The 11,883-nt window shown below is 62.4% G+C and carries 7 protein-coding genes; 5 read left to right on the top strand and 2 right to left on the bottom strand.

Annotation, left to right across the window (positions count from 1 at the left end):
* Nucleotides 1–63: 63 nt before the first annotated feature.
* The 4 genes from ACZ1II_RS06675 to ACZ1II_RS06660 all read left to right on the top strand — a co-directional run bounded on the left by ACZ1II_RS06675 (nucleotide 64) and on the right by ACZ1II_RS06660 (nucleotide 6,503).
* A complete protein-coding gene (locus ACZ1II_RS06675; RefSeq protein ID WP_465143635.1) occupies nucleotides 64–798 on the top strand; it encodes an acid phosphatase in 735 nt (244 codons plus the stop codon).
* Between the two features lie 84 nt (nucleotides 799–882).
* A complete protein-coding gene (locus tag ACZ1II_RS06670) occupies nucleotides 883–3,645 on the top strand; it encodes a TonB-dependent receptor (protein ID WP_465143634.1) in 2,763 nt (920 codons plus the stop codon).
* 271 nt (nucleotides 3,646–3,916) lie between these two features.
* Complete coding sequence (locus ACZ1II_RS06665; protein WP_465127108.1) at nucleotides 3,917–5,026, top strand: IS110 family RNA-guided transposase; 1,110 nt, start codon at nucleotides 3,917–3,919, stop codon at nucleotides 5,024–5,026.
* A 349-nt stretch (nucleotides 5,027–5,375) separates the two neighbouring features.
* A complete protein-coding gene (locus tag ACZ1II_RS06660; protein ID WP_465143633.1) occupies nucleotides 5,376–6,503 on the top strand; it encodes an IS5 family transposase in 1,128 nt (375 codons plus the stop codon).
* 328 nt (nucleotides 6,504–6,831) lie between these two features.
* Here the strand turns inward: ACZ1II_RS06660 and ACZ1II_RS06655 are convergent, their stop codons facing one another.
* The gene (locus ACZ1II_RS06655; RefSeq protein WP_465143632.1) at nucleotides 6,832–8,415 is read right to left on the bottom strand and encodes an alkaline phosphatase D family protein; all 1,584 of its coding nucleotides are present in this window, start codon (nucleotides 8,413–8,415) and stop codon (nucleotides 6,832–6,834) included.
* A gap of 188 nt (nucleotides 8,416–8,603) precedes the next feature.
* Between ACZ1II_RS06655 and ACZ1II_RS06650 the strand changes: the two genes are divergently transcribed.
* Nucleotides 8,604–9,581: a GGDEF domain-containing protein gene (locus tag ACZ1II_RS06650; protein ID WP_465143631.1), complete on the top strand. Its 978-nt coding sequence runs from the start codon at nucleotides 8,604–8,606 to the stop codon at nucleotides 9,579–9,581.
* 171 nt (nucleotides 9,582–9,752) lie between these two features.
* Here the strand turns inward: ACZ1II_RS06650 and ACZ1II_RS06645 are convergent, their stop codons facing one another.
* The gene (locus ACZ1II_RS06645; protein ID WP_465143630.1) at nucleotides 9,753–11,807 is read right to left on the bottom strand and encodes a TonB-dependent receptor plug domain-containing protein; all 2,055 of its coding nucleotides are present in this window, start codon (nucleotides 11,805–11,807) and stop codon (nucleotides 9,753–9,755) included.
* Nucleotides 11,808–11,883 lie beyond the last annotated feature (76 nt).

Raw genomic sequence — 11,883 nt, 5'->3', positions numbered from 1 at the left:
ACAGCGGCGTCATAACTTTACCCCACCCGGCCCGTGCGACACAGAATAGGAACGGGGTCATCAATGCGTTCGATATCAGCGATTGCGCTGGTGATTGCGGCTGCCTGCCTGTTGGGCGGAGCAGCGCCGGCACCTGAGGGGTACCTTACGCCCGAGCAGCGCCCGGACCTTACGAAGATTCTGCCCGAACCTCCCGCGCCGGGTTCGGCTCGGGCTGAAGCGGATGCACGTATCTTCCGCGAGAGCCGCAGCCTGAAAGGCACACCGCGCTGGGAACTGGCGACGCGCGACGTTTCGGGCACGGCTTTCGAGCAGTTCGCCTGCGCCCTTGGCGCCAGCCTTGAAGAAAGCGAGGCCCCGGCGATCATGCATCTGCTGACACGCGCGGGCGAGGATCGCAGCGTGGTTTCCGACGCCAAGCGGCATTTCCACACGGTGCGTCCGTGGGTGGGCAACGACCTGCCGATCTGCGAGCCGCGTAGCGCGCATCTGGCCGGTAATGGCGACCATCCTTCCGGTCACACCGCCTATGGCCAGCATGTCGCGATGATCCTGGCGGCGATCACGCCCGACCGCGGGGCGCAGCTCCTGGCGCGCGGGCGCGAATATGGCGACAGTCGCTGGATCTGCGGTTCGCACAGCCAAAGCGCAGTGGATGCGGGGCGCCTCGCTGGCGCTTCGATCTTCGCTGCCGAGATGAATTCCCCCGAATTCCGGGCCGATCTCGAGGCCGCGCGCGCCGAAATGGCAGCCCTGCGCGCGAAAAGCCGACCAGAACCCACCGGCTGCGCCGGCTGAGCAAGACCTCTTTCCTACCGACCGCCATCGGCCCGACCGGCAATCCGCAGGTGGGCACCATCAATCTTGGGGGCAATTTGCGACATGAAGACTGAATTGAAAAGCCTGCGCCGCGCGGCGCCCTTCCTGATCGGCGGCGCCATCGCCGCTCTTGCCGCAGTGCCGGCTTCCGCCCAGACCGCGCCGAAACCCGCCGAAGAAGCAGCGGACGAAATCGTCGTCTCCGGGTACAGCGGCAGCCTTCAGAAGGCGATCGACATGAAGCGCGAGACGATCGGCTTCTCGGATTCGATCATCGCCACCGACATCGCCGACTTTCCCGACCAGAACCTGTCCGAAGCGCTCCAGCGTCTGCCGGGCGTCACCATCGAGCGCGACAAGGGCCTGGGCACCCGCGTCAACGTGCGCGGTCTGCCGAGCGAGTTCACCTTCGTGTCGATCAACAAGCTGGCGACGGCCTCTGGCTCTGGCGGCCGCGACGTGGAGTTCGACACCTTCGCGTCTGAGCTGATCCAGTCGGTCACCGTGCAGAAGTCCCCCACGGCTGCAGACGAGGAAGGCGGCATCGCAGGGTCGGTCGCCATCCGCACCGCACGTCCGTTCGATCAGGTGGGGCCGCGCCTCGTCGGTTCGGCGGAAGGGGCGTACAACTCGATCTCGCAGAAGGTCGATCCCAACTTCTCGTTCCTCGCCAGCGATACCTTCGGAGATTTCGGCGTGCTGCTCTCGGTTGCCAAGCAGCAGCGCACCAACCGGACCGATTCCAACTCGGGCATCAACTTCCGTCCGATCTCGCGCTGGACTGACAAGGGCAATGCGCAGACCACCCAGACGCTGAACGTGCTGGAGCGTGACGCGGGCATTACCTTCGACGACCTGAAGAACAAGGACGAGGTCAACCGCGTCGTCTTCATCGACAAGGTCGGCGATCGCCTATATCTCAACGATCAGGACCGCCTCGGCGTTTCCGGCTCGCTCCAGTACAAGCCGAGCGAACGGTTCAGCCTCAGCTTCGATGCCTTCCTGGGCTCGTACAAGACGCATGAGGACGAATACGACGCGGCGGGCTATTCGGCCTCCAGCACTTCCGCGCTGGACCGCATCTACGACTACGACGACACCACGCTGGCGGACGACGGCATCGTGGTGATCCGCGATGCCGCCTATACCCGCACCCAGCATGAGTTCCTGAGCAAGGAATACATCAACAAGACCGACTATCGCCAGTTCGGCGGCGAGATGAACTGGGATGCCGGTAGCTGGCACATCGATCTGCTCGGAGGTTATTCGGGCGCCAAGAAGACGCTCGACTATGCCAACCTCAAGCACGTGGCCTATGCGCCTTCGCGCACCCGCTTCACCGAAAACGGCGGGGAGACGATTCCAAGCGATGCCGCCGGTACGATCGACATGTACAATTCGCCGAATTCGTACCTGTTCGAAGCGTATGAAACCACGCGTGAGAAGATCAAGGACGACAAGTACGCAGCCCAGCTCGACGTCAGCCGCAAGTTCGAGATTGCCGGGTACGAGGCGCTGAAACGCATCAGCTTCGGCGGTCGCTACACCAACAAGACCAATGAGCGCTGGTACGGCGAGGAAAAGCTGCAAGGGCCGACCCGCGGCAGCGTCGAATGGGTCAATACCCGCAAGCTGTCCGACAGCCCGCTGGAGAACGTCACCGATATCGTCGGCGGCCAGTCCTATCAGGTCCGCGATCTCGACTGGCAGATGATCTCGAACGACTATGCCCGCAGCTTCTTCTGTCCGGACGGCTTCGTCACACCGTTCCAGGACAGCAACTACTACAAGGTGCGCGAGGAGACCTTTGCCGGTTACGGGATGATCGACTTCCGCTTCGATCTGGGCCCCGTGCCGCTGTTCGTGAATGCAGGCGCACGCTACATCAACACCAAGGTGAAGTCGGAGGGCTTCCACCAGATCCAGAACGCGGACGGTTCGACCGGCTACACGCCCGCGCCGATTTCCAGCACGGGCACGTACAGCAAGCTCCTGCCGGCCATCAACCTGCGGGCCGAGATCACCGACAACCTGCTGATCCGCGCGGCTGCCTCGCAAACGCTGATCCGCCCGGCGCTGACCGATCTTGCCTACAAGCGCACGGCCAGCTTCAACAACTTCCGTTTCACCGACGGCAACCCCGGCCTCAAGCCGACCTATGCCGACCAGTGGGAAGTGGGCGCCGAGCAGTACCTGGGCAACGGCGGGATCGTCTCGGCCTCGTACTTCTGGAAGAAGATCAAGGGCGTCATCCAGAACCAGATGACCGGCATCGTCGCCGACGTGACCAAGTACAACGCCAACGGCACGATCGATGGCGTCTACGATTTCGAGGTCTATCAGCCGGTCAATGCCGAAGGGTCCTACACCGTCAGCGGCGTCGAACTGGCGGCGGTGATCCCGTTCGGCATGATCGCTCCGGCGCTTGACGGGTTCGGCATCAATGCCAACTACACCTTCCTCGACAGTTCGCTGACGGGACAGTCCGACCTCGGCATCCCGACCTCACCCATCGGCCTTGCGGACAACGTCTACAATGTCACCGTCTACTACGACAAGGGTCCGATCGGTGCCCGCCTGTCGTTCAACCGCAAGGGAGCATATGTCGAGGCCGTCCAGAACAACATGTATCCGGTCTACCGCGACGCTTATGGTCAGCTCGACTTCGCAGCCAGCTACCAGTTGACCGACAACGTGCGCCTGGAAGTGCAGGGCATCAACATCACGAAGGAAGCAACGAAGGGATATACCATGGACCCCTCGTTCCCGACCATGCACGAAAAGTCGGGCAGCCGCTGGACGTTGGGTGTCCGCGCCCAGTTCTGACCGGGTGTCGGTTCCGGCATCACGGTAAATGGAAGGGGCGGTTCCGCGCGAGGCCGCCCTTTTCGTTATGACCGGCATTGTCGGCCGACTGCCATGAACCTGCCGCGAACCGCGATCCGAAGGCCTGAATTTCCGAGAAAAAGCTTTACCGACGTTTAGACCCCATGTTCGCCTGAGCTGACTGGGTAAGTGGCCTCTCCTGCTGCATTCTGCGTTCGAGGGTTGCACCAGGCTGGCTGGTGCCGAGCCTCAAGAATGGAGGAGAGACCGCATGCAGGATAGCATGTTTATCGGGCTTGATGTCCATAAAGCAACGATCTCCGTGGCGGTAGCCGACGGGAAGCGAGGAGGAGAAGTGCGCAGCTGGGGCGTGATACCCAACCGCGCCGACGAGGTTAAGAAGGTGGTCGAGAAGCTGGCAGGTAGGGCGAGGGAGCTTCATTTCTGTTATGAAGCAGGGCCTTGCGGCTACGGTCTACACCGACAGCTAGTAGAGCATGGCCACGATTGCATCGTCGTTGCTCCGTCTCTCATACCGGTGAAAACAGGGGATCGGGTAAAAACGGACCGTCGCGATGCGCTGATGCTGGCGAGGCTGCACCGTGCGGGCGAACTGACGGCGGTCTGGGTACCTGACGAAGCGCACGAAGCCATGCGGGATCTCATTCGTGCAAGAGCAACCGCTGTGCGGGTCGTAGGCAAAGCGCGGCAGCACCTTCAGGGATTTTTGCTCCGCCACGGTCGTATCTATTCCGGCAAAAGGGGCTGGACACAAGCCTATCGGCGCTGGCTGACAACGCTGCGTTTCCAACATCCCGCGCAGCAAATTGTCTTCCAGGATTATGTGCACGCCATAGCCGACGCGGAGGCGCGCATCGAGCGGCTGACCAAACAGATCAAGGACCTTGCTCCAAGCTGGAGTCTGTGGCCGGTAGTTGAAGCCGTGCAGGCGATGAGGGGTGTGGCATTCATTGTGGCAGTCACGGTGGTGGCCGAGGTTGGGGACTTCCAGCGGTTTGATAACCCGCGCAAATTGATGGCCTATCTCGGGCTGACTCCGTCGGAGCATTCCAGCGGCTCCTCCGTGCGCAAGGGCGGCATTACCAAGGCTGGCAGTGGGCTGGCCCGGCGGGCACTGATTGAAGGAGCATGGACCTATCGGATGCAGGCACGCGTCAGTCGCAAGTTGCACGACCGCATTGAAAATGTCCCCCAAGCGGTGCGCGACATTGCTTGGAAAGGGCAGCTTCGAATGTGCCAGCGGTATAGGCAACTTACAGCTGCCGGTAAGGCCAAGGTCGTTGTGACGACAGCGATTGCCCGTGAGATGGCCGGTTTCATCTGGGCCATCGCGCGAGCGACTGCGGGTACTCCGGCTTAGAAGGGCTAATTATCATTCCGATGCGCAAAGTTGGAGGCGGAACGCGGTGGGGAATCCTCGTGCGCTGTTATGAGCAGAAATAATCGACGCTCGTTATTTAGAGAGGCAGCCCCAGAACGAAACCACGGTCATGCGGTAACCAACCCGCGCATGAGAGCTTGCTCAACCGTCGTCTCAGTTCCGTCTCCATCCTTGCGCATCTATACAATTCAATCTCCGGCGTCGCCGGTGCCTTTACTGTGCAACAAAGGCTTGACGGCGAACATGAGAACAGGTTGCGGAAAAAGGCACTTTCCTTGAGCCGCTTGAGGTGATTCAGACGCCTTCAACTGAGGTTGAAGGATTTAAGATGCGCGGCGGCGATTACCGGAGCGAAGGGCTGTTTTCTTACGTGAGCTGCGAAGCTCGGGTACCGGCGGATCATCCGCTGCGGGCAATCCGTGCAATTGTCGACGAGGCGTTTGAGGTGATGTCGGGGGATTTCGACGCGATGTACTCGCGTATTGGCCGGCCGTCGATCCCGCCCGAGAAGCTGCTGCGTGCGCTGCTGCTGCAGGCCTTCTATACGATCCGCTCGGAACGCCAGCTGATGGAGCAGATGGATTACAATCTGCTTTTCCGCTGGTTCGTAGGGCTGGCGATGGATGCGCCGATCTGGGATGTGACGGTCTTCACCAAGAACCGCGAGAGGCTGCTTGGCGGCGATATCGCCGCCAAGTTTCTGTCCGCGATCGTAGGGCAATCGCGCGTGCAGGCGCTGCTGTCAGACGACCACTTCTCGGTGGACGGTACGCTGATCGAAGCCTGGGCGAGCATAAAGAGCTTCAGGCCCAAGGATGACACCGCCTCGGACGGTGACGACGACGACAGCGCTTCGGGTACCGGACAAAACGGTCACGCCAAGGCCAAGGGGCGCAATGCTGAGCGCGATTTCCATGGCGAGAAGTGGAGCAACCTCACCCACGCCTCAACCACCGATCCTGATGCCCGGCTATTCAAGAAGGCACGCGGTCAGGCCGCGAAGCTGTGCCACATGGCCCATGTCCTCATGGAAAACCGGCACGGTCTGGTTGTGGATGCAACGCTCACCCATGCCACGGGCACGGCCGAACGGGAGGCCGCGCTGACCATGCTTAGCCGTATGAAGGGGCGTCATCGCATCACGCTGGCGGCAGACAAAGCCTACGATACCGTCCACTTCGTCGCCGCGTTGCGCGAGATCGGAGTTACCCCGCACTTGGCACAGAACGTCAATGGCAGGCGCTCCGCCATTGATGGGCGCACCACCCGCCACCCTGGTTACGCCGTTTCTCAGCGGATCAGGAAACGGATCGAAGAGGTCTTTGGCTGGGCCAAGACCAGCGGAAACCTGCGCAAGACCCGACATCGAGGGCAAGCCCGCGTGGGGTGGAACTTCACATTGACCGCTGCGGCTTACAATCTCATCAGGCTACCAAAGCTGCTGGTGGCAGCATAACTGTGCCCGAAATCCGCAGAAAGAAAGGTCCTGGCAAGCGCGGCAGTCAACAGATACCGATGACACCACCCCGTTGGCGCTAAACCTAATCAAAATCAGGCGCTCAAACGGTCCGAAACTGACTTTTTCCGCGGCGTGTTAGGCCGGGTCTGGAGTGGGCCGTTCACCATTGTTAGCAGGCTGGTAACGCAAGGCGTCTTTCAGGGCGCGAATGCGGCACAGCACAATCTGCTCTGTCAGCGGAAATATCAGGCCCTCCCGGCTCAGCTCTCAGCGACAATCGACAGCTGGGCGTATTTGCGCGGGGCAGCAGGTATCTTTTGTCCGATCAGGCGCTTTCGCGGTGCAGGCCGGGCTTTCCGGCTTCCAGCGAAAAGCGGGCGATGTCGGAAATCGCCGAATCCTCGCGGCGGGCGTCGGCCAGTCCGCGATAGGTCACGCTGCCGCCTCTGGCGTCGATATCCAGCCGTCCGTAGCCGCGTATCTCGTGCTCGGCGAAGGCCAGCCCGTTGGTGGCGGCAAGCGTCTTGAAGTCGGGATCGGGGCGCAGCGAGGTGATCGAGCCGCCGACGAATTCGGAGGCGATCGGGGCATCGTCCGGACGGTCCGGATTCCGGATGTCGGCGGCGGCGAAGGCGTGGATGTCTCCGCCGAGTGCCAGCGGGTTGCTGGTTCCGGCCTCGGCCCAGCGGCGGAAGATCCTGTCGCGCGGGGCCGGATAGCCCGACCAGTTGTCGGCGGAATATTCCGCCTTGCCGTCGTCATAGTGCTGGACCGTCTGGCGCATCAGCGTCTGCTGGGTAAGCAGGTTCCACTGGGCGGTCGTCTTGCCGAGGCTTTCATCCAGCCACTTTTCCTGCGCCGCGCCCAGCATCGTGCGATAGGGGGCATAAAGGTCCGCGCAGTCGGAAATCTTGCTGAGGTAGGGCTTGTGCGCTTCGATCAGACCCGGCGGCTGGCAGGCATGCGGCCCGCGATACTGGCGGTCGTCGACGATCTGCAATTGCGCGAGACTGCCCCAGTCGAGAGTGCGATAGAGCCGCATGTCCGGGCCGCGCGGCGGGCGGGTGCGGATCGGCTGGTGCTCGTAATAGGTCTGGTAGGCGGCTGCCCGGCGGCGCAGGAAGGCGACAGGGTCGCCGTTCCCCTGGTCCAGCGCCCCCGCATAGTCGTTGGCGACCTCGTGGTCGTCCCAGGTCAAGGCCCAGGGCGCGGCATGGTGGGCGGACTGCAGCAATGGATCCAGCTTGTAGGTCGCATAGCGCACGCGGTAGCCCGCAAGGTCCATGGGTTCGGGATTGCGATGCAGGCGCACCGCGTCCTTCCGGTTCGGGCCGCCTTCGTAGATGTAGTCGCCGAGGAAGAGGATCAGGTCGGGATCTTCCTCCACGACATGGCGCCAGGCCACATAGAAGCCTGCTTCGTACTTTTGACAGGACGCGAAGCAGAGACGCAGGCGGTCGACCGCCGCGCCGCGCGCCGGGGCAGTCCGTGTGCGCCCGACCGCGCTGGCCTCGCCACCGGCGATGAAGCGGTAGAAATACGTGCGGCCCGGGCGCAGTCCGCGCGCATCGACGTGAACCGAATGGCCCCAATGGGGCCTGGCCTGCGCCAGGCCGGATCTGGCGATGCGGGAGAAGGCTTCATCCTCCGCGACTTCCCAGCGCACCGGAACCGGCACGGCCGGCATGCCGCCATCGGGCGCCATCGGTTGCGGCGCGAGCCGGGTCCAGAGAATGACGCCGTCGGCCACCGGATCTCCCGAAGCGACGCCCAGCGTAAACAGCCTTTGAGGTAGGCCAGCGGCGGCGTGGACGCCGATCGAGAACAGCGTTCCAGCTGCAAGCGCGCCTCCGATCGCGCCGCGCCTTGAATATGTGAGGAGGGGCTCGCGCTGGGATATCTCGGTCATGCCGGGCCTATCGGCACTCAATGTTACTGTCTCGTGACAGCGCTTCCCAGTCGGGCGTTACAGGTTTGGATCGGCTCCATATCCCGAAGGCGCTTAACCTTATGGAAATCTGCCCGCAGGAAGATAACTCGGTGTGACGCGATCCCGCGGCAATGCCTCTGAAGCGATTTTATAGGACCGGAAACTCGATGAACCCGACCATGGCTGCCAAAGACCCGGTAACCGTTGCCGTACCAGGCATGGACGTCGACCCTGCCGTATACAAGACCCTGCTGGAATCGACTTTGGCCATTCCATGGAAGATCGACTGGGCAACGATGAGGTTCGCATACATCGGGCCACAGATCGAACCGCTTCTTGGCTGGTCCCAGGATAGCTGGATGTCGGTGGACGACTGGGCCTCCCGTATCCATCCCGATGATCGCGAGCATGTCGTCAACTTCTGCGTCTCGCAGTCGGTTGCGGGCAAGGATCACGAAGCCGATTACCGGGCGTTGACCAAGGATGACGGCTATGTGTGGATTCGCGACGTCGTGCATGTGGTGCGAGGCGAGGATGGCGAGGTCGATAGCCTGGTCGGCTTCATGTTCGACATCAGCGAGCGGAAACGCATCGAGCATGAACTGATGAAGATGCAGAAGAAGCTCGAGGCTCTTTCGTTCGAGGATGGCCTGACGGGCACATCCAACCGGCGCCATTACGACGAACGGCTTCAGGCGGAGTGGAAAGGGGCGCAGACCGGTCAGCATCCCCTGTCGTTGATCCTGCTCGATATCGACCACTTCAAGGACTACAATGATTTCTATGGCCACATTCAGGGTGACGAATGTCTGGTCAGGATCGCCAGTGCGCTGAAGGAGATCGGAATCCGTCCTCGCGACATCGTCGCCCGTTATGGCGGCGAGGAGTTCGTCCTGCTGCTCCCGGAAACGAACGAAGCCGCGGCGGCTGTAGTGGCAGAGCGGTGCCGCGCGGTGATCGAAGGCCTGCATATCCGGCACGAACGGTCCAGTTGCAGCGCTTTCGTGACCGCGAGTGTTGGTGTCGGGACGGTCATTCCACCCTTTGAGGGTGACGCTCTGCATTTCTGTGCAGCGGTCGACAAGTTGCTCTACGCCGCCAAGCAGGAAGGGCGTAATCGGGTGAAATCCACATTCCCGGTGTAATGCCGCCCTGAAGCGGTGGCGATGGCCGGTTTGCCGAATTCCAGGCGATTGCGTTCCATCTGGCCGATGCATTCCGCGAAACCGGCTTTGCCCCGGCGGCGGATGACAGTCGCTGCGGCGGGTATCTGACCGACGCGATACGGGGCGACCATCCGGTCGCCCCGCTTTGGTTCAGTACGTGAAACCGAAGCTCAGGAAGAAGCTGCGGCCCGGCTCCGGGAAGCCATCGGCGAGCACGTAATAATCGTCGAACAGGTTGCGCACACCCGCGCCCACCTCGACGCCCTCGCCCAGCGTGTAGTTCATCGTGAGATTGGCCTGCACATAGCTGCCGGTGCGGTAATAGCGCGTGCCCGCCGTGTTCACAGTCCAGCGGTTCGAGGCAATGTCGGCATTAGGCAGCACGTGCAGCCCTTCGAGCGGCGACCAGTCGGCCCAGAGGAAGGCCTTGTGCCTTGGCACTCCGGTCGGCTGGAACGCGGTGTTGGTCGGATCGTCGAGATCGCGGTGGGTGTAGGTGTAGTTGCCGCCAAGGCTCAGCGTGCGGCCCAGCCGCGCGGTCAGCGCGATTTCGCCGCCGTAGTAGTTGCCGCTGCCAAGGTTGCGGCTCTGGGTCACCGACTGACCCTGATAGATCATCGGGAACGCCACGATCACGTTATCGAGGTGGGAGTAGAACGCCGCCGCCTCGGCATGGAGCGGGCCGAAGTCACGCGCGCCGCCGATCTCGTAATTGGTCGCCCGCTCGGCCTTGAGGTCCGGATTCGAAGTGGCACCGCCGAAGCGCGAACTGAACCGCTCGAAAATGGTGGGGAAGCGCGCGCGTGAGGAAATGCTGGCGTGCAGGCTGGTCTGCGCATCGGCGGTCCAGACCAGCTGCGCCTGTCCGTTCAGCGCCTGCCCGTTATGCAGCGCATATTCGATCAGCGCCCCGCTGGCATAATCCTCGGCCCGCGAGAGATCGCGCCAGTCGAAGCTGACACCGGCAGTAAAGGCCAGTGCCGAGGTCAGGTCGAGCTTGTTCTCGGCGGCGATGCTGTAGGTTTCCTCGACGCTGGTCTGCCTCGGCTCGGTCGCGCCGGAGGGGAAAGCCTGCTGCCATTCGACATGCTTGTCGCGCCGGTAATGCGCGGCGACGCTCAGCCGGTCGATATCGCTGACCGCAAGGTCGAGCTGCGCCGATCCGCCCCAGGCGGTGTCGGCATAATAGCTGTTGAACGCACGTCCCCTGGTCTGGGTGGTCTGGCTGGCATCGTCGAAGGCGCGCAGCAGGTTGTCGAAGCCGTTGCGGTAGACCCGGGTCTTGAGCGTCGCCCGGTCCCCCAACGCGGTCGTCGAGAGGAAATAGATGCTGTCGATGTTCCAGTAGGGCCACGACCAGTTGCGCTGCGAAGATGCCGTATCGGTCACATGCAGCGGCGCGTTCTTGGAGCCTTCCTGCCGGGTATAGCTGATCGAATATTCGTCGGTCGCATGGGGCGTGAAGCCCAGCTTTGCATTCACGCGCCAGTCGGCCGTGCGCGAGAAGCCGCGATGGCCGCCGTCCTCGGCCGATCCGGCAACCGGATCGTAACCGCCGGGAAGGTCCCAGTGATCGGTGAAATTGCGGGTGTAGCTGGCCTGCGCGTACCACATGTCCTGCTTCGTCCCGAGAAGGGCGAAGACGTTGTAGCCGGTGTATTCGCCTTTCCGGCCAAGGTTCAGGGTACCGCGCGCTTCGGCCTCGATCGGCCCGCTGGGCTTGCGGGTGACGAGGTTGATCGCGCCGCCCATCGCCCCCGGCCCGTCGAGCACCGAGGCATAGCCCTTGGCCACCTGCACTTGCGCGATATCGGACGTGAGGAAGCGGCCATAGTCGAGCCGCCCGTCGGCAGGCAGGTAGACGCGGATGCCGTCGATCGAGAGCGGAACCTGATAACGGTCGAAACCGCGCACGTTGATCAGCCGCTCATTGCGTGAACCGCCACTGTTCGACGAGGAAACACCCGGCATCAGGTTCACCGCATCGTCCAGGCTGTTGCGCTGGAACAGGGCAATCGCCTCGGCATCGAGCGTGGAGGAGGTGATCGAAGGGCCGCCCGGTGCCGGTGCCGTGACGATGATCTGGCCGAGCGTGAAAGCATTGCCACGCGCCGCGTCCTGATCGGCGGGTGCCTCGGACTGGGCAAAGGCGGGCGTTGCAAGAACGCAGGAAAGAGTAACCGCACAAGCGGATGCGAAACGCATGAAAAAAGCCCTCATGTTTGTGCTGTCGCCGTTCCGACGATTCACTATATCCATCCGTATATAGTTTTTGTGCACT

It is taken from the genome of Novosphingobium sp. BL-S-20, assembly GCF_055521635.1.
Note: the sequence above shows the minus strand (reverse complement) of the source record. Positions and strands in the feature narration are given on the sequence as shown.

Bases quoted from the DNA above. Each gene is read 5' to 3' on its own strand.
- ACZ1II_RS06675 (WP_465143635.1), top strand. From the start codon at position 64: ATGCGTTCGATATCAGCGATTGCGCTGGTGATTGCGGCTGCCTGCCTG.
- ACZ1II_RS06670 (WP_465143634.1), top strand. From the start codon at position 883: ATGAAGACTGAATTGAAAAGCCTGCGCCGCGCGGCGCCCTTCCTGATC.
- ACZ1II_RS06665 (WP_465127108.1), top strand. From the start codon at position 3,917: ATGCAGGATAGCATGTTTATCGGGCTTGATGTCCATAAAGCAACGATC.
- ACZ1II_RS06660 (WP_465143633.1), top strand. From the start codon at position 5,376: ATGCGCGGCGGCGATTACCGGAGCGAAGGGCTGTTTTCTTACGTGAGC.
- ACZ1II_RS06655 (WP_465143632.1), bottom strand. From the start codon at position 8,415: ATGACCGAGATATCCCAGCGCGAGCCCCTCCTCACATATTCAAGGCGC.
- ACZ1II_RS06650 (WP_465143631.1), top strand. From the start codon at position 8,604: ATGAACCCGACCATGGCTGCCAAAGACCCGGTAACCGTTGCCGTACCA.
- ACZ1II_RS06645 (WP_465143630.1), bottom strand. From the start codon at position 11,807: ATGCGTTTCGCATCCGCTTGTGCGGTTACTCTTTCCTGCGTTCTTGCA.